This is a genomic window from Streptomyces sp. BI87 (assembly GCF_025957665.1).
In the GTDB taxonomy this organism is placed as follows: Bacteria; Actinomycetota; Actinomycetes; order Streptomycetales; family Streptomycetaceae; genus Streptomyces; species Streptomyces albidoflavus.
On record NZ_CP110079.1, the window covers coordinates 1,693,859 to 1,718,551 of the forward strand.

The window sequence follows — 24,693 nt, forward strand, 5'->3', positions numbered from 1 at the left end:
GGTGGCCGCCGACGATCCCGTGACCGACCTGCGCGGGTACGACCTGAACCTGCTGGTCGTGCTCGCGGTGCTGCTGCGGGAACGGAACGTGACCCGGACCGCCGAGCAGCTGCACATGTCGCAGGCGGCGGTGAGCGCGGCGCTCGGGCGGCTGCGGAAGCTCTTCGGCGACCCGCTCTTCGTCCGCGCCCCCGGCGGGATGGCGCCGACCGCGCGGGCGCGGAGCCTGCAAGGCCCCGTCCGCCAGGGCCTGGACAGCCTGAAGGTGGCGATCGCCGGCGAGCCGGAGTTCGACCCGGCGCGGGACGCCGCCGTCTTCCGGCTCGGCATGTCCGACGACCTGGAGGCGCTGCTGCTGCCGGAGCTGATCGCGAGGGTGACGGCGGCGAGCCCGGGCTCCTCGGTCTTCTGCCTCCAGGCCAACCGGATGACCGTCGCCGACCTGCTGGACTCCGGCGGCGCCCAGGTCGGCGTCGCCGCCTCGGCCGCCTGGGGCCCGGACATCCGCAGCCGCACCCTCTTCGAGTCGGGGTACGCCTGCCTCTACGACCCGGTGGCGGTCGGCAGCCCGGACCCGCTCACCCGGGCCGCCTACCTCGCCCTGCCGCACGTGATGATCTCGGCTGACGGCACCCGCGGCGTCGTCGACGACGTGCTGGACGCCGAGAACCTGACCCGGCGCCGGGTCGCCTCGACGGCCCACTTCGCCATGGCGCCGCTGCTGCTGGCCGGGACGGCCTCGGTGGCGACGATGCCCCGGCACGCCGCCGAGGTCCTCGGCGCCCGCTTCGGCCTCCAGGTCTGCGAACCGCCCATCACCCTGCCCCGGTTCACCGTCTCCGCGCTCTGGCACCGCAGCAGCTCCGGCGACCCCCGGGTGCGGTGGCTGGTCGAGACCCTGGGCGAACTGGCCCGCACCCTGATGCCGCCGCCCGGCGGCACCGACTCCCCCGCGCCCTGGGACGGGGCGCCCTCGATGAACGGAGACCCCGTATGACCAGAATCGCCGTCGCCCAGCTCGGCTCGGTCGCCTTCGACGCCGCGGCGACCGTCCGCAAGGCCGTCGCCGCGCTCGCCGAGGCCGCCGCCGAGGGGGCCGAGGTGATCGTCTTCCCGGAGGCGTTCCTCGGGACGTACCCGAAGGCGCTGTCGTTCGGCTCGCCGGTGGGGCGGCGGACCGAGGAGGGGCGGGACGAGTTCCTGCGCTCCTGGGAGGCGGCGGTCGAGCTGGACGGGCCGGAGCTGGCGGCGGTCGCGGAGGCCGCCCGGGAACAGGGCGTCTTCGTGGTGATGGGCGTCATCGAGCGGGCCGGGCGCACCCTGTACTGCACGGTCGTCATGATCGACGCGCAGGGCCGCCTCGCCGGGCACCACCGCAAGGTGATGCCGACCGGCGCCGAGCGGCTGATCTGGGGGTTCGGCGACGGCTCGACGCTGCCGGTGGTCGACTCGCCGGCCGGGGCGCTGGGCAGCGTCATCTGCTGGGAGAACTACATGCCGCTGCTGCGGGCGGCGATGTACGGGCAGGGCGTCGAGGTGTACTGCGCGCCGACCGCCGACGACCGCGAGACCTGGCTGCCGACCATGCGCCACATCGCGCTGGAGGGCCGCTGCTGGGTGGTGACGGCCTGCCAGGTGATGCGCCGCTCCGACTACCCGGACGACTACGCCGCCCTCTTCGCCACCGAGCCGGACGACGTGCTGATGCGCGGCGGCTCAGCGGTGGTCTCCCCGCGCGGAGAGGTCGTGGCGGGCCCGGTCTGGGGCGAGGAGACCCTGCTGTACGCCGAGATCGACCGCGCGGAGATCGTCCGGCAGAGCCTGGACATGGACGTCACCGGCCACTACGCCCGGCCGGACATCTTCTCCCTGTCCGTGGACACGGCCTCCAAGCGCCCGGTCGCGTACGGGAGCGGGACCGCCGGGCCCACCCTGGTCTGACCTGCGAGGACCGGCCCGCCGCTCACTCGAATGGCGGGCCGCTCCACCCTGTCGCAGACTGGGAGGGAAGCGCGCAGAAGGCCGCTTTCGCGACATCGCGGCCGATCCGTCGCCGACGGGTCGGCGGGTGGAGCGTGACCGCGCGAGCGCTAGTGAGGACAGCCGTATGGCCGAGAACGGTGCGGACCGCAACGGTCCCGTCAAGGGCAGGACCACCATTGCCGACTCGGTGGTGGCCACGATCGCCGGTATCGCCGCCCGGGAGACCTCCGGGGTCTACGCGATGGGCGGCGGCATGAAACGCGCGCTGGGAGCCGTGCGCGACCGGGTCTCCAGCAGCAGCGACCCCACCAGGGGCGTCAAGGTCGAGGTGGGCGAGAAGCAGGCCGCCGTCGACCTGGACATCGTCGTCGAGTACGGCGAGTCGATCTCCGACGTGGCCCGCCAGATCCGCTCCAACGTCGCCCAGGCCATCGGGCAGATGACGGCGCTGGAGGTCGTCGAGGTCAACATCGCCGTGGACGACGTGCACATCGAGGGCGAGGAGGACGAGGACGAGGAGCGGTCCCCCTCCCGCGTCCAGTGACCGGGCCGGGCCACCGGGCCCCCTCGGTCCGCCGGGCCCGCGCACGACGGGTACGGCGGTGGAGCGGACGGCACACACGGCGGGGTCCCTGCCGGGCGTCGGCCCGGCGGGACCCCGCTGTCGTGCGTGCCCCTGCCGGGGCCAGGCCGCCACGGTCTCCGCGGGGCGCCGGCCGCGCGGCCCCGGGGTGAGCAGCCGCGCGGCCAGCGCCCCGAAGACCAGGCCGAAGACGGCCCACAGGACGGCCTGCACGGCGAGGGTGGCGAGGCGGAACTGCCACAGCACCCTGCCACTGGGCGAAGAGGGGAACCGGAACCCATGAACACCCTCTCGGTCCGCGCCCTGCTGGTCGGCGGCATGCTCGCGGGCCTCGCGGCCGGTCTCGCCGCCCTGCTCGTCGGAAGCCGAGAAGGTGGCGTCCGTCGTGGACCCACTCGTGGATGCCTTCGCCGGAGACAAGGGCGGCGGCGCCCTGTTCGGCGCCGACGGAGTAGAGCAGGACCAGGGCGAGGAGGCCGATGAAGACCGCCCACGGGGCGATGGCCTTCAGGCAGAGAGGGGTGAGCGCGGGTATGCCCGCGTCGGCGGGGCGACTGATTGCGCCATGACAGCTCCTGCGGGAACACGCCTCCCGATCGTGGTGCCTCGGACGACCGGGGGCGGGTCTGACTTCCCGCGTCTCGCGGGTACACAGCGACCGCGCCGGATTCCCACCGGCTTCCGTCCACCCCGTCCACGAACGAGGGGACCGTACCGCCGCCCCCCCCACCGCTACGGCCACTCACCCTCTGGACCCCTCTGGACAGGCGCGATGTGGTGCTCATGACCAACTGAGGGTGGCGGGCGCCCCCGCGCGCACGACCGGGACGCCGGACGGGAGCACTGACGGTGACGACGCCGCCCTTGCGGGTGATGCTGGTTTCCCCCGCCCTCAACCCCGCCCTGCGCGAGGCCCGCTTCGACGGCGACACCCCGCTCGACCCGTCCGGCGCCCACGCCGCCCGCACGGCCGCCCCGCACCTGCCCGCCGCCGACCGGTATGCCGCCGGAGCCTCGGCCCGCTGCCGCGCCACCGCCCGGGAGTTGAGCCTCCGCGATCCTGGCACTCGAAGTGGCGCCCGCAGGCTGGGAGTCGGGCCGCTGGTCCGGGCGCCGGATGGACGAGGCGGCGGCCGAGCCGGAGGCGGTGGCCGCCTGGGCGAGCGACCCCGAGGCCGCCCCGCACGGCGGGGAGAGCCGGCGGGGAGAGCCTGCGCGGGCTGCTGGACCGGGGCGGCGCCTGGCCGGAGGCGGGCGCGGGCGACGGCGGGACCGCGCCCCCGGCCCGGGGCGTGGTCCGCCTCCTCGCCGTGGTGGAACCGGCCGTCGTCCGCGCCGCCGTCACCCACGCCCTGGCCCTGCCGCCCGCCGCCTTCTGGCGCCTGGACACGGGCCCGCTGACCCTGACCACCCTCACCGGCCGCCCGGGCCGCTGAAACCTGGCCACCGGCCCGCCCCCCGCCCCGGCCGGAGCGGTACGCGGCGAGGGCTGAACCCCCGGGTCAGGCGCGGAACTCGGCCGGGCGCTCCGGCTGGGCCGCGTCCAGCAGGCGGCGGACCTCCTCGGCGTCACCCCGGCTGCCGTAGACCGGGGTGCCGGGCTGCTGGCGCCAGGAGTCGTCGAGGGTTCCGGTGTCGACGGTGTCGAAGCCGAGGGCGTCGATGAGGTCCCGGACGACCTGCTTGGCCGCCGGGTCGTCGCCGGCGACGGGCAGGGCGTGGCGGTGCGGGGTGCCGGGCGCGGTGGGGCGGTCCAGGAGGTCCTGGGCGTAGGTGCCGTTGAACGCCTTGACCACCGGGTGGCCGATCTGGGCGGAGACCCAGCGGCTCTCGGGCAGGCCGTCCTCGATGGCGTCGATCCGGCCGTCCCGCTGCTGCGGGTAGTAGTTGTTGGTGTCGATGACGACGGCGCCGGGCACCGCGCCTTCGAGGAAGCCCTTGGGCAGGTCGGGGACGTTCTTCAGCGGGACGGTGACGATGACCAGCTCGGCGCCGTCGGCCGCGTGGGCCGCCTCGGCGGCGGTGGCGCCGGTCTCCTCGGTGAGGGCGCTGAGCGTCTCGGGCGAGCGGGAGTTCGCGACGGTCACCTGGTGGCCGAGAGCGGTGAGGCGGCGGGTGAGGTTGCCGCCGATGTTGCCCGCTCCGATGATGCCGATCCTCATGTCAGACCTTCCGACGGTGCTGCGGTGGGCGGACGCCCGCACGGCGCGTCCGGCGGCCCCCGGCGGGGGCTCCTGACAGGCCCTCAACAGGACAACGCCGACCAGCTATTCCCGTCCTTCTCCGCATTCCTCACCCCGCATCACTCTTTGGAGGGGCGTGAGCGGCGCATCGGGCGCTCCAGGGCGGCGCGGGGGCGTCGGCGGAACCTTCCCGGGTAGGCCGTGGGGACGAGAGCGCACCGGCGACCACAGGAGGCAGGGACCGTGCTGCACGGCATCGACATCAGCTCCCACCAGAAGTCGTTCGAGACCGACGGGGTCGACTTCGTCTTCATCAAGGCGACCGAGGGCCGGTCCTACGTCAGCCCGCAACTGGCCGACCAGACCAAGCGGGCCCGCGACGCCGGATGCACCGTCGGCTTCTACCACTTCCTCTGGCCGGGCAACATCGAGGCGCAGGCGGAGTATTTCCTCTCCAAGACCGAGGAGCGCGAGGGCGACCTGCTCGCCCTGGACTGGGAGCGCACCGGCGAGGGCACCGCCGCCACCGGCAAGGAGAAGGACGCCTTCCTCCGCGAGATCAAGCGGCTCCGCCCGGACCACCGTGTCCTGCTCTACTGCAACCGCGACTTCTGGCTCAACCGCGACACCACCTCCTACGCGGGCGACGGCCTGTGGATCGCCGACTACGTCACCAAGGGCAAGCCCCGCATCAAGGCCGACTGGTGCATCCACCAGTACACGGACACCCCGCTCGACCAGAACGTCGCCGACTTCGGCGACCGCGAGGAGCTGACGGCCTGGGCGCGCCGGGGCTGACCCCGGCCCGGTAGGTTGCGTGCCCCGGAACAGCAACGAGGGGGCGCGCATGCGGGCGACGGACCGGACGAGGCCGTGGTGGGGCGAGGAGCGCGGGGCGGCGGCACCGGGCGCGGTACTGCGCGCCGCCGCCCGCGGCCTCTTCCCGCCGGCCGACGGCGGTACGACGGTCCTGGCGCAGCCGGACGCCCGGCACGCCGGGGTCTGGGCGTTCACCGCCCACTCGGTGATCTTCCTCGACGAGGACCCGGCCCGGGTGCTGCGCACCCTGCACGAGGTGGACGCGGACCCGCTCGCCGCCTCGATGAACCCGTTCTTCCTCGCGGAGCTGGCCCGCCGCACCGGCCGCCACGTCGACACGATCGACCTGCTCACGGCCGCCCCCCGGCTGCCCGGCCCGCCCCCGCTCCCCCTCCACCCGGCGGACGACTCGGACCACCCCCGCATCGCCTCGGCCTGCGGGCGCCGCCAGGACGTACGCGCCTGGACGACGCCCGACTCCACCGGCGTCCTGGTTCTCGGCCGGGGCCCGGCCGGCCGCTGGGAGATCGGACTGGAGGTCGCGGAGGAGGCGCGCCACGCGGGCCTCGGCCGCCAGCTGGCCCTCGCCGCCCGCCACCTGGTCCCGGACGGCGACGTGGTGTGGGCCCAGCAGGCGGCCGGCAACACCCGCAGCATCCGCGCCTTCCAGGCAGCCGGCCACCGCCCCGTCACGGCGGAGGCGCTGCTCGTCGCGGACTGAGCGGTGGCGCTGCCCCGTCCGCCGGACCACCCCCGCACGCACGAGGTCGCCCGGAACCAGCAGTTCCGGGCGACCCTCACCGCACCTCGCGCGTCAGCGGCGGCGCCACGGCCGGTACTCGGGGTTGTCGACGCACTCGGACATGATCTCCTGCTTGGCGGTGCGGTCGATCGGACAGGCGCCGACGATGAACTCGCTGCGGATGCCGCCCGCGAAGGCCACCTCGCGCTGCTCGGCCCACCGGTGGGTGTCGCCGATGGTGCGGTTCACGTCGATGCCGCCGGGCGCGTCGATGTAGTAGTTCCAGTCGCTCTTCCACTGCTTGTACAGGTCGTGGTCGTACGTGGTCGAGACGTACGGGGAGGGCTGGTTGACGAGGACGTACGCCTCCAGGTCGTACTGGCCGTTCACGGTGTCCTTCGGCAGGAAGCCCTCGTCGAAGATGACGGCGGGCGGGCGGCCGTCGGCGCGGTAGAGCTGGGAGCAGTTGTCGCGGAAGGCCGGCTCGGGGGTGATGCGGCCCGCGTCCACCCGGGGGTCGGCGGCGGCCGTCAGCGGGTCCTCGACGGCCGGGCAGTTCGCGGCGGCGGCGCGGGGCGCGGCCGGGGCGGCGGCGGGGGCCGCGGGCTCGGCGGCGGAGACGGCCGGGGCGGCGAGCAGCGCGGACAGGGAAAGGGTGAGCGCGGCGGCACGGCGGCGCAGACGGGTCATGATCACGCGGGCACGATCGGGGACGGCGCGGCCCGGGGAGCGGACCGTCACCTGATGGTGGTGTGTCGCGGGCGCGAAGCTGACGCCGGCGGCGGCCGCCCGTCCCGATCATGTCAATCGGCAGGTTTTCCCGCCTCACGCCTGCCTTTCCTGCGGCGCGTGGCCGACCTCACCATAGATTTTCGGATCGGCGCCCCGAATTGACCCTCTTTGCCCTCTTCGGCCTTTTGGCCGCGAGGACACCTCTCTGCCATAGTCGGGGACACGGCCCCCATTGACCCGGGCGAGGCTGTCCTCGACGTCGCGGACCACACCCCTTTGTCTGCGGCGTTCCCAGAAACCCCCGCAGCGCCCCACCGAAGGCGACAGGGGGTTTCTGCGTATCCGGGGCCGGGCGGACCCGGCCGGTTCAGCGGTCGATGACGCGCAGCTCGAACCAGACGTACTTGCCGATGGGCAGCAGGTCGGCGCCCCAGCGGTCGGAGAGCTTGTCGACCAGGAAGAGGCCGCGGCCGCCGATGTCGGTGGGCCGGACCGGCAGCATGCAGGGCAGGCCGCGCGAGGGGTCGCGTAACTCGACCTTGATCCGGCCGCGGGTGCGGGTGATGCGCAGGCCGAAGCGGCTGGCGCCGGTGTGCAGGACGGCGTTGGAGACCAGTTCCGAGGCGAGCAGCACGGCCACCTCGCTCAGCTGGGGGCTCAGCCCCCACTGATGGACGACGACGAGCCGGGTGAGCCGCCGGACGCTGCGCGCGGCGTCCGCCTGCGAGGGGATGAACACCTCACCGTCGGCCGGACTCCCGTACCGCAGGAGCGCCTCGCGCGCCTGCTCGTCCTCCACGGCCGGCCCTCGCCGGTCCGCGACCATGCCGCCTCGTCGCTGCGGCTGCTCGATGCCCTCCAACCCCGCCATGCGCACCATGATGGCGGCCGGTAGGGCCGTTCGGGCCCGTTCCCGAGGAATAGGACCCCCCTCTTGGGAGGGGCCCTGTCGGCTCCGGACATATGCCGTCGGCACAGCAAGGGTGGCGAAGTGCGGGCTGACCTGTACTTACGCACCGTCCGGGAGCAGTCACCGGAGGTCATGTACGTGGTGGGCGGCGGCCGGGCCCGCACCCCCGAACGGGGGCCTCGGGGGTGCGGTTCACTCTTGGGGCGGTCAACTCCACGCCTCTTCGGGCGAGTTGACATGACCCCGGCCGGTCCGGGGAGGGGTCAGAGGAACTGGGCCTTGCCGGGGCCGTCCTCGACGAAGCTGCGCATCCCGCGCTCCCGGTCCTCGGTGGCGAACAGCCCGGCGAACCAGGTGCGTTCGACGGTGAGCCCGGTGTCGATGTCGGTCTCCAGACCGGCGTCCACCGCCTCCTTGGCGGCGCGCAGCGCGATGGCGGGGCCCTTCGCGAGCCGCGCGGCCCAGGCACGGGCCGCCTCGTACACCTCGGCGGCCGGGACCACCTGGTCGGCGAGGCCGATCCGCTCGGCCTCGTCGGCGCGGACCTGGCGGCCGGTGAAGATGAGGTCCTTCGCCTTGGACGGGCCGATCAGGCGGGGCAGCCGCTGGGTGCCGCCGGCGCCGGGGATCAGGCCGAGCAGGATCTCGGGCTGGCCGAACTTGGCGTTGTCGGCGGCGATCCGGTAGTCGGCGCAGAGCGCCAGTTCGCAGCCGCCGCCCAGGGCGTACCCCGTGACCGCCGCGACGACCGGCTTGGGGATGCGGGCGATGGCGGTGAACGCCTCCTGGAGGCCGCGGGAGCGCGCGACCATCGCCGCGTGGTCCATCTCCCGCATCTCCTTGATGTCGGCCCCGGCCGCGAAGACCTTCTCGCCGCCGTAGAGGATCACGGCGCGCACGTCGTCGCGGTGGGTCACCTCCTCGGCGAGGGCCTTGAGGCGGTCCTGGACGGCGACGTCCAGGGCGTTCATCGGGGGGCGGTCGAGCCGGATGGTGCCGATGCCGTCGGCGACGTCGAGATGCACAGTCATGGCGGGCAGGCTATCGGCCGCCCCGCCGGCCCCGGCCGGGCCCCCGGGCACGCACGCGGGCCCCGGCCTGGTCCCGGCCGGGGCCCGCGTGCGCGGTGGAGGGTCAGCCCTTGGGCTGCGGGTTCCACTTCTTCCAGTCGAGGTTCCAGGCGTTGAGCCCGTTCCACCACTGGATCTTCTTGTCGTCGGAGTTCTTGACCACGACCACGTCGCCGATCATCGAGTTGTCGTAGAACCAGGCGCCGGGGGCCTTCTTGTCCCAGCCGCCGCGGGTGTCGCGCAGGCCGACGCAGCCGTGGCTGGCGTTGTAGTTGCCGAAGGCGCCGCCTGACCAGTAGTTGCCGTGGATGAAGGTGCCCGAGGTCGACAGGCGCATCGCGTGCGGCACGTCCTTGATGTCGTACTCGCCGCCGAAGCCGACGGTCTCCCCGTTCATGCGGGTGACCTCGTGCTTCTCGGTGATGACCATCTGGCCGTTGTAGGTGGTGGTGCCGGGGGCGCCCGCGGTGATCGGGATGGTCTTGAGGAGCTTGCCGTCCCGCTCGACCTTCATCGTCTTCTTCTTGGCGTCGACGGTGGAGACCTGCGAGCGGCCGATGGTGAAGGAGACCTCCTTGGCCTGCTCGCCGTAGACCCCGGGGCGTCCCTCGACGCCGTCCAGGTTGAGCTTGACGGTGACCTTGGTGCCCGGCTCCCAGTACTCCTCGGGCCGGAAGTCGAGCCGGTCGTTGCCGTACCACTGCGAGCGGATCTCGACCTTCGGCTCGGCGGTGACGGTGACCGCCCGCTCGACCGCCTCCGGCGCGGTGATGCCGCGGGTGAAGCGGAGCGAGACCGGCATGCCGACGCCGACCTTGGAGCCGTCCTCCGGGGTGAAGTGCCCGACGAAGGTGTTCTCCGGGACCAGCGTGGTGAAGGTCTGGTCCTTGGCGGACTCCCGGCCCTCACTGTCCTTCGCCACCGCGTGCACCCGGTACTCGGTGGCGGCGGCCAGGTGGTGGGCCGGCTTCCAGGAGGCGCCGTCCTTGGCGACGGTGCCCTCGATCTCGTTCCCCTTGGTGTCGGAGACCTTCACCGAGGAGAGCTTGCCCTGCTCGGCGGTGACCTTCAGCTCCCCGCTGGTCGCCACCGACTTGGCGCCGTCCTTCGGCGCGATCGACACGACCGCCTTCGAGGGGGCCGCCTTGTCCACGGCCGCCGGCTTGCCCCCGCCCCCCTTGCCGTCCTCCGCCGCGCCGTCCCCGCCGGAGCCGCAGGCGGTCAGCGCCACCAGCATCGCCCCCAGCACGAGGCTCGTCGCGCCCCGCGTACGTCTGGCGCGCACGCCAACCGACGCCCCCGATATCGGTCGCCCGTTCACAGTCTGTCTCCCCTCGCACGGCCTGCCCCCAGGCCCGCACCCGTGGCGCCTGATCCGCGCCCGCCCAGCGCCGCTCCCGGATCGGTCACGGGGGCGGCACCGGTTAGATAACCACACAGCTCAGGGGGGTGACCCCGGGGGGATGTCACCGTTCGGTCCCAACTGGCGGGAGGGCGTGTCCGGGGGGCCGTGCGAAGGTCAGCGGAGTGCCGAACCGGCCCGCCACGCACGCCAGTCGAGGTTCCAGCCACCCAGCCCGTTGTCGGGCGCCACGGTCCGGTCGTCGGAGTTGACCACCTCCACCACGTCCCCGATCAGGCTCCGGTCGTAGAACCAGCGGGCCGGGGTGGCGCGCCCGCCGCCCTTGACGTCGCGCAGCCCGATGCAGCCGTGGCTGACGTTGCCGTGGCCGAAGACCGAGGTGTCGGCCCAGTAGTTGCCGTGCAGGAAGGTGCCCGAGCGGCTGAGGCGGATCGCGTGCGGCACGTCCGGGATGTCGTACTCGCCGCCGAAGCCGACGGTGGAGCCGTCCATGCGGGTGACGTCGAGCATCTCGGTCACCACCATCTTGCCGTTGTACGTGGGGGTGCCCGGCGCCCCGGCGGTGACCGGCACCACCGCCGGCTCCTCGCCCTCGCGGACCACCCGCATGGTGTGCGCGGCCGCGTCGACCGTGGAGACCTGACTGCGGCCCACGGTGAAGGTGAACGCCTTCCGCTGGAGGCCGAAGACCCCGGGCGCGCCCTCCACGTCGCGCAGCGCGAGGTCGACGGTGACCTCGGTGCCGGGGCGCCAGTACCTCTCCGGCCGGAAGTCGAGCCGGTCGCGGCCGAACCAGTGGCCGGCGACCGGCACCTCGGGTTCGGCGGTGACCCGCACCGCGCGCTCCACCGCCGCCCGGTCGGTGATCTCCCGGCTGAACTCCAGCGAGACGATCATGCCGGTGCCGACCGTGGCGCGGTTCTCCGGCGTCACGTAGCCGATGAACCGCTCCTGGGGCACCACCGTGGTGAAGGAGGCGTGCCGGGCCGCCCGGCGCTCGCCGTCCGAGGCGACGGCGTCCACGGTGTACTTGGCGGCCAGCGCCAGCGCCCCGTCCACCGGCCGCCACCGCCGCCCGTCGCCCGACAACTCGCCGGGGACCGGCTCCTCGCGCGCGTCCCGCACCCGGACCACCTTCACCGACTCCAGCCGCCCCCGCTCCACCCGCACCTCCAGCCGCCGGTCGGGGCCGACCTCCACGCTGCCGTCCGAAGGCGTGATGCTGATCCGCACCGGCCCGCCGGGGCCGCCCCCGCCCGCCGGGTCGTCGCCCGGACCGTCCCCCGCCCCGCACCCGGCGAGGCCCGCCACCAGGGCCAGCACCGCCACCGCCACCGCCGCTGCGCGCCGCACGCGCGCTCTGTCGTTCTTCATGACGGATGCAACGACGGGCCTCGCGTGGGGAAACGTCACCCCGGTGCGCGTCGCCACTTCGGCCCAGTGGCAGTACACAGGCTCCGGCCTGGGCAGTAACAGAGGAACAGGACCGGGTACGGGCGGCGGCCGGGACCCGTCGGTGCCGTGCCGGTCCGACTCGACCGCGGGAGGCCGGCAGGTGTCGAGCGCAGCCGAACAGCGAACCCTCCAGGACGGGCCGGGCGGGGCAGGGCCCCCCGCGCCCACGCCGTACCCGAGCGGGCCGCACCGCTCTCCGGGGGCCCCGGGCGTACCGGTGTGGCCCGGCGCCCCCCATCCGCTGGGCGCCCGCCCGCGTACCGGGCCCGGCGGGGTCACGGGCACCAACTTCGCGCTGTGGGCGGGCGGCGCCGAGGCGGTCGAGGTCTGCCTCTTCGACGAGGACGGCCGGGAGACGCGCTGCCCGCTGCCGGAGTTCACCCACGGCATCTGGCACGGCTTCCTGCCGGGCGTCGGCGCGGGCCGGCGGTACGGCTACCGGGTGCACGGCCCCTGGGACCCCTGGACCGGCGCCCGCTTCAACCCGGCCAAGCTCCTCCTCGACCCGTACGCCCGCGCCGTCGACGCCCCGCGCGGCGCCGACTACCGGCGGCTGCCGCCGGAGGTCTACGGCCACGTCCGCGACTGGCCCCAGCAGGAGTACGCCGACACCGTCCGCGACGACCGGGACTCGGCGCCGTACGTCCCCAAGGGCGTCGTCGTCCAGGACGACGGGCCCGACGAGTGGCGTGACGACGTGCGGCCGAAGACGCCGTGGGCCGACACCGTCATCTACGAGCTGCACGTGCGCGGCTTCACCATGCGCCACCCGGAGATCCCCGAGGAGTTGCGCGGCACCTACGCGGGGCTCGCCCACCCGGCGGCCGTCGCCCACCTGGTGGAGCTGGGGGTGACCGCCGTCGAGCTGCTGCCGGTGCACCAGTTCGCCCACGAGGACCACCTGCTGCGGCGCGGGCTCGGCAACTACTGGGGGTACAACTCGCTGGGCTGGTTCGCGCCGCACGCCGCCTACGCCGCGGGCGGCACCACCGGGCAGCAGGTCGGCGAGTTCCGCGCGATGGTCCGGGCGCTGCACGCGGCCGGCATCGAGGTCATCCTCGACGTGGTCTACAACCACACCGCCGAGGCCGGGGAGCTGGGCCCCACCCTCAGCCTCAAGGGCATCGACAACGCCGGGTACTACCGCCTTCAGCACGACGCCCGCCGCTACGCCGACTACACCGGCTGCGGCAACACCCCGCACGTGGTCCAGCCGCACGTGCTGCGGCTGATCACCGACTCGCTGCGGTACTGGGTCACCGAGATGGGCGTGGACGGCTTCCGCTTCGACCTGGCGGCGGCGCTGGCCCGCTCCTTCCACGACGTGGACATGCTCTCGCCGTTCCTCGCGGTGATCGCCCAGGACCCGGTGCTGCGCCGGGTCAAGCTGATCGCCGAACCGTGGGACGTCGGCATGGGCGGCTACCAGGTGGGCGCCTTCCCGCCGCTGTGGACCGAGTGGAACGACCGCTACCGCGACGCCGTCCGCGACTTCTGGCGCGGCGCCCTGCCCGACGTACGCGACCTCGGCTACCGGCTCTCCGGCTCCAGCGACCTCTACGCCTGGGGCGGCCGCCGCCCGCACGCCTCCGTCAACTTCGTCACCGCCCACGACGGTTTCACCCTGCGCGACCTGGTCTCCTACGAGCGCAAGCACAACGAGGCCAACGGCGAGGAGAACCGCGACGGCACCGACGACAACCGCTCCTGGAACTGCGGCGCCGAGGGCGAGAGCGACGACCCGGCCGTCACCGCGCTCCGCCACCGCCAGCTCCGCAACCTGCTGACCACCCTGCTGCTCTCCACCGGCGTCCCGATGCTCACCGCCGGCGACGAGATGGGCCGCACCCAGGGCGGCAACAACAACGCCTACTGCCAGGACGACGAGACCAGCTGGGTCGACTGGTCGCTGCGCGAGGATCCGGAGTGGGCCGACCTGCTGGCCCTGACCCGCCGGCTGATCGCGCTGCGCCGCACCCACCCCGTCCTGCGCAGCCGCTCCTTCTTCGCCGGGCGGGCCCAGGCCGAGGACGGGCTGCGGGACCTGGCGTGGTTCACCGCGCGGGGCACCGAGATGACCGAGGGCGACTGGTACGCCCCCACCGACACCCTCGCCCTCTACCTCTCCGGCCGCGACATCCCCGACCAGGACGAACGCGGCACGCCGGTGACCGACGCCAGCTTCCACATCGTGCTGCACGCCGGGCACGCCCCCGTGGAGGTCTCCCTGCCGGGGGCGCCGTGGGCGGGCCGGTACGAGGTGGCCGTCGACACCGCCGCCGAGGAGCAGGCGGCCGAGCCGGGCACCGCGCACCCGGGCGGCGCCACCCTCACCGTGCCGGGCCGCTCGGTGCTGGTGCTGCGGGTCGTGGAGTGAGCCGGGCGTACGCGCCGGGCGGCCGGCGCGTACGCCTCACTCCCAGCGGAACCAGCGGACGGCGCCCAGCGACAGCAGCGCCGCCCACAGCGCGGCCACGCCCAGGTGCGACCAGGACGGCCAGTCCCCGGCGGCGGCCTGGTCGAGGGCCTGCACGGCCGCGCCGAACGGGGTGTAGGAGACGATGTCGGCCAGCAGGTCGGGCATGGCCTGGATCGGCAGCCACACGCCGGCGGTGAACATCGACGGGAAGAAGACGATCGAGCCGATGGCGGTGGCGATCTTGGTGGTGGGGGCGACGGCGGAGATGAACGCGCCCAGCGCCAGCGCGCAGACGATGGCGAGGAGCAGCGCCAGCAGGTAGCCGGCGACCTGACCGGGCAGCGCCACGTCGAAGACGAGGCGGCCGACGACGATCACCAGCAGCGCCGAGGCCAGCGAGGCCACCCCGTGCAGCCCCATCTGGGCGCCGAGCACCGCCTGCGGGCGGACCGGGGTGACCGACATCCGGCGCAGGATGCCGCGCTCCCGGTAGCCGGTGATGACCGGGGGCATCGCCTGGAGCCCGGCCATGATCATGGCGAGCACCACGGCGGTGGGGACGTAGAGCTCGATGATCCGCTGCCCGCCGTTGGCCGGGTCGGGTTCGCGGAAGCCCGGGATGGCGCCGAGGATCGCGAGGAGCAGGACGGGGAAGCCGAGAATCCAGAAGAGGCTGCCCGGCTCGCGCAGGAACAGGCGAGCCTCGGTGCCCAGCACGGCGCGGCCGGGCGACGCCTTGGCGGGGGCAGGGGCGCTGCTCATGCGGCTTCTCCTGTCAGGTCGAGGAAGGCGTCGTCGAGGGTGGCCTCGACGATCCGCAGCCGGTGCGCGGTGGTGCCGGTGCGGGCGAGGAGGGCGAGCAGCGCGGTGACGGTCTCGTCGGTGCCGGTGAGGGTGACGTTCCCGTCGCGCTCCTCGTGGGAGGCGAGCTGCGGCAGCGCGGCCAGATCGGCGGCGGGCAGCGGGGCGGAGGGGGTGAAGGTGGTGACGACGGCTCCGGCGGCGCGGCTGACCAGCCCGGCCGGGGTGTCGAGGGCGGCGACGCGGCCCTTGTCGATGACGGCGATCCGGTCGCAGAGCCGCTGGGCCTCCTCCATGAAGTGGGTGACCAGCAGGACGGTGACGCCGCTGTCGCGGACCTCCTCGATGAGCGCCCAGGTCTCCCGGCGGGCGCGCGGGTCGAGGCCGGTGGTCAGCTCGTCGAGGACGACGACGCGCGGGTTGCCGATCAGGGCCAGCGCGATGAACAGGCGCTGCTTCTGGCCGCCGGAGAGCTTGGCGAAGCGGGTGGAGAGCTTCTCGGTGAGGCCGAGGCGCGCGGCGAGCGCGCGCCAGTCGGCCGGGTCCGGGTAGCAGGCCGCGTAGAGCTGGAGTGCCTCCTGGACGGAGATCTTCGGCTGGAGTTCACTCTCCTGGAGCTGGGCGCCGAGCACCCGGGTGACGCCGTCCCGGTCCCGTACGGGGTCGAGCCCGGCCACCTTGACCGACCCCGCGTCGGGGTGGCGCAGCCCCTCCACGCACTCCACGGTGGTGGTCTTGCCGGCGCCGTTGGGGCCGAGGATGCCGAAGATCTCGCCTTCCTCGACGGTGAACGAGATGCCGTCCACGACGGTGCGGCCGCCGTACGCCTTGCGTACTCCGCTGACTTCGATGATGGGCATGGACGGGAGTATGGCCGTCAAGGTGTGACGCGCACCTCATCCGATCGGATGAGGCGGGGCCCTGGACGGACCCTCAGACCTGGGGGGAGAGGGGTCAGGGGGCAGGTCCGGGGACCGAGCCCGGCTGGGTCAAAAGTCGCTGGTCGGTGTCAGGGGCGAACCGTACGCTCACTGCTGATGTCTGACTCTCCTTCGCACCCCGAGACCGCCCCCGACGCCCCGCCGGACAGACCCGAGCCGTCGGCGGTGCGGACGCTGCTGCGGCTGTGGCCGTACGTCCGTCCCGTACGGGCGCGGCTGTTCACGGCCGTGGTCGTCGCCATCGCCGCCTCCTGCGTGGGCCTGGTGATCCCGCTGGTCCTCAAGGGGATCGTGGACGGCCCGGTGGCCGACGGCGATCCCGGCGGGGTCTGGCTGGGCGCCCTGCTGCTGCTCGGCATCGGGGTCGCGGAGGCGGTGCTCTTCGGCTTCCGGCGGTGGCTGGTGGCGCGTCCGCTGGCCGGGGTGGAGGCGCGGCTGCGCGGTGACCTCTTCGCCCACGTCCAGCGGCTGCCGGTGGCCTTCCACGACCGCTGGGCCTCGGGCCAGTTGCTGTCGCGCGGCACCACCGACCTGATGATGCTGCGGATGTTCCTCGCCTTCCCGCTGACCTTCCTGGTGGTCAACGGCGCCACCATCGTCGTCGGCATGGCCGTCCTGCTGGCGCAGGAGTGGACGCTGGGCCTGGTGCTGCTCCTGCCCGTCCTGCCGCTGATCGCGGTCTGCTCGCTCTTCGAGTCCCGGTACGCGCGGGTCGCCCGGCGCGCCCAGGACCAGGCGGGCGACCTGACGACGGTGGTCGAGGAGAGCGTGCTCGGCATCCGGATCATCAAGGGGTTCGGCCGCCACCGCAGCCAGGCGCGGGCCTTCCGCGAGCAGTCCCGGCGGCTGCGCACCACCGAGCTGGCCAAGGCCCGGCTGCTCGCCTCGATCTGGGCGGTCATCGTGATCCTCCCGGAGCTGGCGCTCGGCGGGGCGCTGGTCCTCGGCGTGGTCCAGGTCGCCGACGGCGCCCTGTCGGCGGGCACCCTGGTGGCCTTCCTGACGACGGCGCTGGCGCTGCGCTGGCCGGTGGAGTCGATCGGCTTCCTGCTGGCGATGTGCCAGGAGGCCGCGACGGCGACCCGGCGGTACTTCGAGGTGATCGACACGGCCCGCGAGTCGGACGGGCCGGACGCGCTCCCCGGGGCGGCGCCCGGCGGCCACCCGGACGGGTCCGCCGACGGGCTGCGCTTCTCCGGCGTCGTCTTCCGTTTCCCCGACGCGGCACCGGACTCCCCGCCGGTGCTCGACGGCATCGACCTGCACGTCCGCTCCGGCGAGACGATGGCGCTGGTCGGCGCGACCGGCAGCGGCAAGACGGCCCTGACGGCGCTGGTGCCCAGGCTCCACGAGGTGACGGCCGGGCGGATCACCCTGGACGGGGAGGACATCACCGCGCTGCCCCGCGCCGAACTGCGGTCGCGGGTGGCGCTCGCCTTCGAGGAACCGACCCTCTTCTCGGCCTCGGTCGGGGAGAACGTCCTGATGGGTGCGGACGGCGGGGCCGGTGAGGCGGAACTGCGCCGCGCCCTGGAGGTGGCCCAGGCCGGCTTCGTGGACCGGCTCCCCGACGGTACGGCGACGCAGGTCGGCGAGCAGGGGCTCAGCCTCTCCGGCGGCCAGCGGCAGCGGCTCGCCCTGGCGCGGGCGGTGGTCGGCGCCCCGCGCTTCCTGGTGATGGACGACCCGCTCTCCGCCCTCGACGTGCACACCGAGGCGCTGGTCGAGGAGGCGCTGCGCCGGGTGCTGAAGGGCACCACGGCGCTGGTGGTGGCGCACCGCCCGTCCACGGTGCTGCTGGCGGACCGGGTGGCGCTGCTCTCCGGCGGCCGGATCGCCGCCGTCGGCACCCACCAGGAACTGCTGCGGGAGAACGCCGAGTACGCCTGGCTGATGTCGGGGACCGAGGCGCCGCCCGGTCCCGACGGGCGCGGGACGCCCGAGATGGCGAAGGGAACGAGCCGATGACCACCGAGTCCCGCCCGCAGGAGACCCCGGAGGACGGGGAGAAGCCCCCGGCCCTCACCGTCCCGGCCCCCGACCCCTTCGACCAGGACGACCTGCCCACCCCGCCCGGCGCCACCGCCTCGCTGCTGCGCTCCCTGCTGGCGCCGATGCGCGCCCGGGTCGGTCTCGTCGTCCTGCTCCTCCTGCTCCAGCAGGCCGCCATCCAGGCCGGACCGCTGCTCGTGGCGTACGCGATCGACCAGGGTGTGCCGGCGGTGCGGGAGGGCCGGTGGGGGCCACTGGTGGCGGTCGGCGCCGGGTATCTGGTGTGCGCGCTGGCCGGCGGGCTGCTTCAGTACGCCTTCCTGATCCGCTCGGCGGTGGTCAGCCAGGACGTCCTGCTCGACCTGCGGGGCCGGATCTTCCGGCACGGGCAGGCGCTGAGCCTGGACTTCCACGAGCGGTACACCTCGGGGCGGCTGATCTCCCGGGCCACCACCGACGTGGAGTCGCTGCGCGAACTGCTCGACGAGGGACTCCAGGAGCTGGTGACGGTCCTGGTCTCCTTCGTCTACATCGGCGGCATGCTGCTCTGGCTGGACCTCGGCATCGGCTCGGTCGCGGTCCTCTCCTTCGTCCCGCTCTACCTGCTGATCCGGCTCTACCAGCGCCGGGTGGGCCGGGTGTACGCGCGCCGGTCCACGGCGATCGCCCGGGTCATCGTCAAGTTCACCGAGACGGTCAACGGCATCCGCCCGGTCCGCGCCTTCCGCCGCGAGGAGGCCAACGACGCGGAGTTCGCCGAGCTGAACCGCACCCACGAACGCTCCAACGGCGACGCCCTGCTGGAGATGGCCCGGTACGTGGTGGGCTCCCGGCTGGTCGCCAACACGGCGGTCGCCGGGATGGTCCTGTGGGGCGCCTGGCGCGTCGCGGACGGCGCCCTCGCCCTCGGCGTCCTGGCCGCCGCCGTGCTGTACGTCAGGCGGCTGTACGACCCGATCGACCGGATGGCCATGTTCCTCAACGCCTACCAGTCGGCCGCCGCCTCCCTGGAGAAGATCGCGGGCCTCCTGGCGCAGCGTCCCGCCGTGCCGGAGCCCGAGACCCCGGTGGCGCTGCCCGCCCCGGCCGGTGCCGGACCGGGCCGGACCGTGGAGTTCGCCGGGGTCTCCTTCGGCTACCGCACCGGCGGCGAGGTGCTCCCCCGCTTCGACCTCACCATCCCCGCCGGGCAGACGGTCGCCGTGGTCGGCTCCACCGGCGCGGGCAAGTCGACCCTGGCCAAGCTGCTGGCCCGCTTCTACGACCCCTCGGCCGGCCAGGTCCTCCTGGACGGCGTGGACCTGCGCGGGCTGGCCACGCCCGACCTGCGGCGCGGTGTGGTGATGGTGACCCAGGAGGCGTTCCTCTTCTCCGGCACCGTGGCGGAGAACATCGCCATCGGCCGCCCCGACGCGACCCGCGCCGACGTGGAGGCGGCGGCCCGCGCGATCGGCGCCCACGCCTTCATCGCGGAGCTGCCCGACGGTTACGACACCGATGTGCGCAAGCGCGGCGGCCGCATCTCGGCGGGCCAGCGCCAGCTGGTCGGTTTCGCCCGCGCCCTGCTCGCCGACCCGGCGGTGCTGATCCTGGACGAGGCGACCAGCTCGCTGGACATCCCCGGCGAGCGCGCGGTCCAGCAGGCCCTGGCGACGGTGCTGCGCGGGCGCACCGCCGTGGTCATCGCCCACCGCCTGTCGACGGTGGCCATCGCCGACCGGGTCCTGGTGATGGCGGGCGGCAGGATCGTCGAGGACGGCACCCCGGAGGAACTCATCGGCGGCACCGGGGAGTTCGCGGGGCTGCACCGGGCGTGGCGGGAGAGCATGGCGGGCTGAGGCGGCTCCAGGAGCAGCGGTGCGGACAGCAGGTCGGTGGCGCGTGCCGTGGGCGGCACCTCGCCGCCCACAACTGGTCGGCGAGGTGAGTACCTCACACCATGTCACCGGCCGTGCGCGGCCCTGCCAGGACAGTTACCGCATAGCGGACTCCGGCCACCTCTGGGCGGACGATTTCCGGCCAACCTCCGGTCGATGCATGGCATGTACACGCCACAAGTGGCACGCTTCCCCCGCACGACCAGCACCGTTGACCCGCACCTCAGCCACACCACCCGGAGCGCCCCACGCCCCCGGGCGGCCAGACGTACACCGCTACTTCCCCACCCGGACCGCAGCCATGCGGCCCGGTCCCCCACATCCGGTCCGGCGGCCACCGCCCCGGCCGGCCCTCACCAGGGAGCGCGCGTGACCCCCCACATATCCCGCCGCCGTACCGGCCTCGCCCTGTCCACCGCTGTCGCCGCCGGCGCGCTGCTCGCCGCCGGGCTCTCCTCCGGCGGGGCCGTCGCCCAGCCCGCCACCGCCGAGAAGGTGCCCGCGGCCGCCCCCGCCGCCCTCTCCGCCAACGCCAAGGCGGGCCTGCTCAAGGAGGCGGACGCCGCGAAGGCGGACACCGCCCGCGCGATCGGCCTCGGCGCCCAGGAGAAGCTGGTCGTCCGCGACGTGGTCAAGGACCGCGACGGCAGCCTGCACACCCGGTACGAGCGCACCTACCAGGGCCTGCCCGTCCTCGGCGGCGACCTGGTGGTCCACACCGACAAGGCCGGCGCCACCGAGAGCGTCACCAAGGCCGTCAAGTCCGAGCTGAAGATCGACACCGTCACCACGGCCGCCACCCCGAAGGGCGCCCGCAAGGTCGTCTGGGCCGCCGACGGCACCCCGAAGCTGGCCTTCGAGAAGGTGACCAAGTCCGTCAAGAAGGACGGCACGCCGCAGGAGCTGCACACCGTCACCGACGCCGCCACCGGCAAGCAGCTCTTCCAGTGGGACGCGGTCCACGCCGGCACCGGCGAGAGCCAGTACAGCGGCACCGTCGAGATCGGCACCACCGCCTCCGGCGGCGGCTTCGAGCTGACCGACGGCGAGCGCGGAGGCCACAAGACCTACGACCTGAAGAACGGCTCCTCGGGGACCGGCACCCTCTTCACCGACGACGACGACAAGTGGGGCGACGGCACGCCGAACGACCCGGCCACCGCCGCCGTCGACGCCGCCTACGGCGCGGGCGCCACCTGGGACTACTACGAGCAGGTGCACGGCCGCTCCGGCATCAAGGGCGACGGCGTCGGCGCGTACTCGCGCGTCCACTACGGCAACAACTACGTCAACGCCTTCTGGACCGACTCCTGCTTCTGCATGACCTACGGCGACGGCGCCGGCAACGCCGCCCCGCTCACCTCGCTCGACGTCGCCGCCCACGAGATGACCCACGGCGTCACCTCGGTGACGGCCGGGCTGGTCTACTCCGGCGAGTCCGGCGGCCTCAACGAGGCGACCAGCGACATCTTCGCCACCGCGGTCGAGTTCCACGCCAACAGCGAGGACGACGTCCCGGACTACCTCATCGGCGAGAAGATCGACATCAACGGCGACGGCTCCCCGCTGCGCCACATGGACGAACCGTCGAAGGACGGCTCCTCGGAGGACTACTGGTACGACGGCATCGGCAACGTCGACGTCCACTACTCCTCGGGCGTCGCCAACCACTTCTTCTACCTGCTCTCCGAGGGCAGCGGCGCCAAGGAGATCAACGGCGTCTCCTACGACTCGCCGACCCACGACGGCGAGCCGGTCACCGGCATCGGCATCGAGAAGGCCGAGCAGATCTGGTTCAAGGCGCTCACCCAGTACATGACCTCCACCACCGACTACGCGGCGGCCCGCGAGGCCACCCTGGAGGCGGCGAGCGAGCTGTACGGCGCCGACTCGGCCGAGTACCAGGGCGTCGACCGCGCCTGGGCGGCGGTCAACGTCAGCTGACGCACGCGACAAGGACCGCGGCACCCGGGGCTGAGCGCTCGCCCCGGGTGCCGCTTCTTCGTACCGCCGCACTCAGCGCAGCAGTACGCCCGCCTCCTGGCCCGCCGCCTCCGTCGGGACGGCGATCAGCCCCATCTCGGCGCCGGACGCCAGCAGCCGGTGGCTGGGCAACACCCGGACCGTGTAGCCGAAGCTGCCGGTGCGGTCGAGGGCGAGCGGGCCCTCGAAGGTCCAGCGGCCGTCCAGATCGGGGCCGCCCGGCGCGGGCTTCAGCGGCACCCGGGTGGCGCCGCTGATCCGGTCGTCGCCGTCGACGTGCCCGGAGACGGCCTGCACCTCCACGTCCTCGGGCGCCAGCTCGCCCAGGCGCACCCGGACCCGCAGGGCGAGGGTGGCGCCGAGCTGGGCCGGGGCCCCGTCGCCGTCCGGGCCGTCGGCCCCCGCGTCCACGTGCTCCACCGCGACCTGCGCCCACCCGGAACGCACCCGCTCCTTGTACGCGGCCAGCTCGCGGGCCTGCTCGGGGCCGAGCGCGCGATGGGCGCGGGCGGCCGGGGCGTAGAGGGTCTCGACGTACTCGCGGACCATGCGGCCCGCGATGACCTTCGGGCCGAGCCGGGTCAGGGTCTCGCGGACCATGCCGATCCAGCGGTCGGGCAGCCCCTCGCGGCCCCGCTCGTAGAAGCGCGGGGCGACGCGCTCCTCCAGCAGTTCGTAGAGGGCGGTGGCCTCCAGGGCGTCGCGGCGCTCGGTCTCCTTGGCGGTGAGGTCGCCGCCGCCGTCGGCGGTGGGGATGGCCCAGCCGAAGTCCGGGTCGTACCACTCGTCCCACCAGCCGTCGAGGACGGAGAGGTTGAGGCAGCCGTTGAGGGCGGCCTTCATCCCGGAGGTGCCGCACGCCTCCAGCGGGCGCAGCGGGTTGTTGAGCCAGACGTCGCAGCCCGGGTAGAGCTTCTGGGCCATCGCCATGCCGTAGTCGGGCAGGAAGGCGATGCGGTGGCGGACCCCCGCGTCGTCGGCGAAGCGGACCAGCTCCTGCACCAGCCGCTTGCCGCCGTCGTCGGCCGGGTGGGCCTTGCCGGCCACCACGATCTGCACCGGCCGCTCCGGGTGGAGCAGCAGCGCCCGCAGCCGGTCGCGGTCCTGGAGCATCAGGGTGAGCCGCTTGTACGAGGGGACGCGGCGGGCGAAACCGATGGTCAGCACGGACGGGTCGAAGGCGGTGTCGATCCAGCCGAGTTCGGCCGGGCCCGCGCCGCGCTGGCGCCAGCCGGCGGCGAGCCGGGTGCGGATCTCCTCGACCAGCTGCTCGCGCAGGGTGCGGCGCAGCTCCCAGATCTCCTGGTCGGAGATCTGGCCGATGGCGTCCCACCGCTCGGGGCCGCCGACGCTCAGTGCCTCCTCGGCGCGGGCGGTCCCGACCCGGCGGGCGCCGAGCCGCAGCACCTCGGGGGCCACCCAGGTGGGGGCGTGGACGCCGTTGGTGACCGAGGTGATCGGCACCTCCTCGGCGTCGAACCCCGGCCAGAGCCCGGCGAACATCTCCCGGCTGACCTGGCCGTGCAGGGTGGAGACGCCGTTGGCGCGCTGGGCGAGCCGCAGCCCCATGACGGCCATGTTGAACAGCCCCGGGTCGCCGCCCGGGTAGGTCTCGGTGCCCAGCGCGAGGACGCGCCCGGTGTCGATGCCGGGGAGTTCCGCGCCCTCGCCGAAGTGGCGGGCGACCAGCGAGCGGTCGAAGCGGTCGATCCCGGCGGGGACCGGGGTGTGGGTGGTGAAGACGGTGCCGGCGCGCACCACCTGGAGGGCCTGGTCGAAGTCGAGGCCGGGCCCGTCGGGGGCGGGCGTGCCCAGTTCGTGGACGCGCTCCAGGCCGAGGAAGCCGGCGTGGCCCTCGTTGGTGTGGAAGACCTCGGGCGCCGGGTGCCCGGTGAGCCGGCAGTACGCCCGCACCGCGCGGACGCCGCCGATGCCGAGCAGCATCTCCTGGTGGAGCCGGTGCTCGCTGCCGCCGCCGTAGAGCCGGTCGGTCACCTCGCGGGCGGCGGCGTCGTTGTCCTCGACGTCGGAGTCGAGCATGAGCAGCGGGACGCGGCCGACCCGGGCCTGCCAGACGCGGGCGCGCAGCAGCCGGCCGCCGGGCAGGGCGAGGCGGATCAGGGTGGGGCTGCCGTCGGTCTCGCGGAGCAGGGTGAGCGGCAGCTCGTCCGGGTCGAGGACCGGGTAGTGCTCCTGCTGCCAGCCGTCCCGGGAGAGGGACTGGCGGAAGTAGCCGTGGCGGTAGAGGAGCCCGACGCCGATCAGCGGGACGCCGAGGTCGCTGGCGGACTTGAGGTGGTCGCCGGCGAGAATGCCGAGGCCGCCGGAGTACTGCGGCAGGGCGGCGGTGACGCCGAACTCGGGGGAGAAGTAGGCGACGGCGGCGGGCAGGGCGCCCTCCTGGCGCTGGTACCAGCGGTCGCCTTCGAGGTAGTCGGTGAGGTCGTCGACGGCGGCGGCCAGGCGCAGCCGGAAGCGCCGGTCGGCGGCGAGGGTGTCGAGGCGTTCGGGCGGGACGGCGGCGAGCAGCCGGACCGGGTCGCCGGTGGCGGCCCAGCGGGCCGGGTCGACCGACTGGAACAGCTCGCGGGTCTCCGCGTGCCAGGACCAGCGCAGGTTGCGGGCCAGGTCGCTGAGGGGGCGGAGGGGTTCGGGGAGGACGGGACGCACGGTGAATCGACGCATTGCCTTCACGGTTCCACCTTCGCAGGATTCATCCGCTTTTGCGGGGCGGCTCGCATCATGGTGCGTCAGGACCGGGGCGCGGCAGGGCGCGTACGGGGCGCGCGGGCCTCGGCTGACGGGGCGTCGGCGGCGCACGCGGGAGGGCGCCCCCGCCC

18 protein-coding genes and 2 pseudogenes are annotated in these 24,693 nt (G+C 74.0%); 10 read left to right on the forward strand and 10 right to left on the reverse strand.

Annotated features, from left to right (window positions below; translation table 11 throughout):
- Window position 1 precedes the first annotated feature (1 nt).
- From OIM89_RS07215 to OIM89_RS07225, 3 genes are all read left to right on the forward strand, one after another.
- On the forward strand, window positions 2–997 hold the full coding sequence (locus OIM89_RS07215) for a LysR family transcriptional regulator (RefSeq protein ID WP_047467140.1): 996 nt from the start codon (window positions 2–4) through the stop codon (window positions 995–997).
- A complete protein-coding gene (locus OIM89_RS07220; RefSeq protein ID WP_030697548.1) occupies window positions 994–1,941 on the forward strand; it encodes a carbon-nitrogen hydrolase family protein in 948 nt (315 codons plus the stop codon). The genes OIM89_RS07215 and OIM89_RS07220 overlap by 4 nt, the downstream gene beginning before the upstream one ends.
- A 166-nt stretch (window positions 1,942–2,107) precedes the next feature.
- Complete coding sequence (locus OIM89_RS07225) at window positions 2,108–2,527, forward strand: Asp23/Gls24 family envelope stress response protein (protein WP_047467141.1); 420 nt, start codon at window positions 2,108–2,110, stop codon at window positions 2,525–2,527.
- A 400-nt stretch (window positions 2,528–2,927) separates the two neighbouring features.
- On the opposite strand, the pseudogene OIM89_RS07235 reads toward OIM89_RS07225, so the two are convergent.
- A pseudogene (locus tag OIM89_RS07235) lies at window positions 2,928–3,133 on the reverse strand (CbtB-domain containing protein); the annotation flags it as partial.
- 306 nt (window positions 3,134–3,439) lie between these two features.
- On the opposite strand from OIM89_RS07235, the pseudogene OIM89_RS07240 reads away from it, so the two are divergent.
- Window positions 3,440–4,002: pseudogene (locus tag OIM89_RS07240) on the forward strand (histidine phosphatase family protein).
- Between the two features lie 66 nt (window positions 4,003–4,068).
- On the opposite strand, the gene OIM89_RS07245 reads toward OIM89_RS07240, so the two are convergent.
- The gene (locus OIM89_RS07245; RefSeq protein WP_257380997.1) at window positions 4,069–4,770 is read right to left on the reverse strand and encodes an NADPH-dependent F420 reductase; all 702 of its coding nucleotides are present in this window, start codon (window positions 4,768–4,770) and stop codon (window positions 4,069–4,071) included.
- A gap of 222 nt (window positions 4,771–4,992) precedes the next feature.
- Between OIM89_RS07245 and OIM89_RS07250 the strand changes: the two genes are divergently transcribed.
- On the forward strand, window positions 4,993–5,547 hold the full coding sequence (locus OIM89_RS07250) for a glycoside hydrolase family 25 protein (RefSeq protein ID WP_030697551.1): 555 nt from the start codon (window positions 4,993–4,995) through the stop codon (window positions 5,545–5,547).
- Window positions 5,548–5,596: 49 nt separating this feature from the next.
- Window positions 5,597–6,289, forward strand: coding sequence for a GNAT family N-acetyltransferase (locus tag OIM89_RS07255; RefSeq protein WP_264491082.1), 693 nt, complete (start codon window positions 5,597–5,599; stop codon window positions 6,287–6,289).
- A 93-nt stretch (window positions 6,290–6,382) separates the two neighbouring features.
- Here OIM89_RS07255 and OIM89_RS07260 read toward each other — a convergent pair whose 3' ends face one another.
- The 5 genes from OIM89_RS07260 to OIM89_RS07280 all read right to left on the reverse strand — a co-directional run bounded on the left by OIM89_RS07260 (window position 6,383) and on the right by OIM89_RS07280 (window position 11,759).
- The gene (locus OIM89_RS07260; protein WP_030697552.1) at window positions 6,383–7,006 is read right to left on the reverse strand and encodes an ADP-ribosyltransferase; all 624 of its coding nucleotides are present in this window, start codon (window positions 7,004–7,006) and stop codon (window positions 6,383–6,385) included.
- A 403-nt stretch (window positions 7,007–7,409) separates the two neighbouring features.
- Window positions 7,410–7,868, reverse strand: a complete 459-nt coding sequence (locus OIM89_RS07265) for an ATP-binding protein (RefSeq protein ID WP_037665324.1) — start codon at window positions 7,866–7,868, stop codon at window positions 7,410–7,412.
- Between the two features lie 347 nt (window positions 7,869–8,215).
- Window positions 8,216–8,983 carry an enoyl-CoA hydratase/isomerase family protein gene (locus OIM89_RS07270; protein WP_030697554.1) on the reverse strand — a complete coding sequence of 256 codons (768 nt, stop codon included), beginning with the start codon at window positions 8,981–8,983 and terminating at the stop codon, window positions 8,216–8,218.
- Window positions 8,984–9,086: 103 nt separating this feature from the next.
- Entirely contained in the window at window positions 9,087–10,343 is a 1,257-nt protein-coding gene (locus tag OIM89_RS07275) for a L,D-transpeptidase (RefSeq protein WP_051727172.1), read from the reverse strand.
- A 198-nt stretch (window positions 10,344–10,541) separates the two neighbouring features.
- Entirely contained in the window at window positions 10,542–11,759 is a 1,218-nt protein-coding gene (locus tag OIM89_RS07280; RefSeq protein WP_175457313.1) for a L,D-transpeptidase, read from the reverse strand.
- Between the two features lie 298 nt (window positions 11,760–12,057).
- Here OIM89_RS07280 and glgX point away from each other — a divergent pair, with 298 nt between their 5' ends.
- Window positions 12,058–14,217, forward strand: a complete 2,160-nt coding sequence (gene glgX / locus OIM89_RS07285; protein WP_175457319.1) for a glycogen debranching protein GlgX — start codon at window positions 12,058–12,060, stop codon at window positions 14,215–14,217.
- Window positions 14,218–14,253: 36 nt separating this feature from the next.
- Here the strand turns inward: glgX and OIM89_RS07290 are convergent, their stop codons facing one another.
- Together OIM89_RS07290 and OIM89_RS07295 are read right to left on the reverse strand one after the other, a co-directional pair.
- Window positions 14,254–15,021: an ABC transporter permease gene (locus tag OIM89_RS07290; protein ID WP_030697558.1), complete on the reverse strand. Its 768-nt coding sequence runs from the start codon at window positions 15,019–15,021 to the stop codon at window positions 14,254–14,256.
- Entirely contained in the window at window positions 15,018–15,920 is a 903-nt protein-coding gene (locus tag OIM89_RS07295; RefSeq protein ID WP_264491083.1) for an ABC transporter ATP-binding protein, read from the reverse strand. The genes OIM89_RS07290 and OIM89_RS07295 overlap by 4 nt, the downstream gene beginning before the upstream one ends.
- Before the next feature lie 177 nt (window positions 15,921–16,097).
- Between OIM89_RS07295 and OIM89_RS07300 the strand changes: the two genes are divergently transcribed.
- The 3 genes from OIM89_RS07300 to OIM89_RS07310 all read left to right on the forward strand — a co-directional run bounded on the left by OIM89_RS07300 (window position 16,098) and on the right by OIM89_RS07310 (window position 21,814).
- Complete coding sequence (locus tag OIM89_RS07300; RefSeq protein ID WP_264491084.1) at window positions 16,098–17,969, forward strand: ABC transporter ATP-binding protein; 1,872 nt, start codon at window positions 16,098–16,100, stop codon at window positions 17,967–17,969.
- A complete protein-coding gene (locus OIM89_RS07305) occupies window positions 17,966–19,831 on the forward strand; it encodes an ABC transporter ATP-binding protein (RefSeq protein ID WP_226964432.1) in 1,866 nt (621 codons plus the stop codon). Before OIM89_RS07300 ends, OIM89_RS07305 begins: the two co-directional genes overlap by 4 nt.
- A 408-nt stretch (window positions 19,832–20,239) precedes the next feature.
- On the forward strand, window positions 20,240–21,814 hold the full coding sequence (locus tag OIM89_RS07310) for a M4 family metallopeptidase (RefSeq protein ID WP_264491085.1): 1,575 nt from the start codon (window positions 20,240–20,242) through the stop codon (window positions 21,812–21,814).
- A 72-nt stretch (window positions 21,815–21,886) separates the two neighbouring features.
- Here the strand turns inward: OIM89_RS07310 and glgP are convergent, their stop codons facing one another.
- Entirely contained in the window at window positions 21,887–24,547 is a 2,661-nt protein-coding gene (gene glgP / locus OIM89_RS07315) for an alpha-glucan family phosphorylase (RefSeq protein ID WP_047467151.1), read from the reverse strand.
- Window positions 24,548–24,693: the final 146 nt, after the last annotated feature.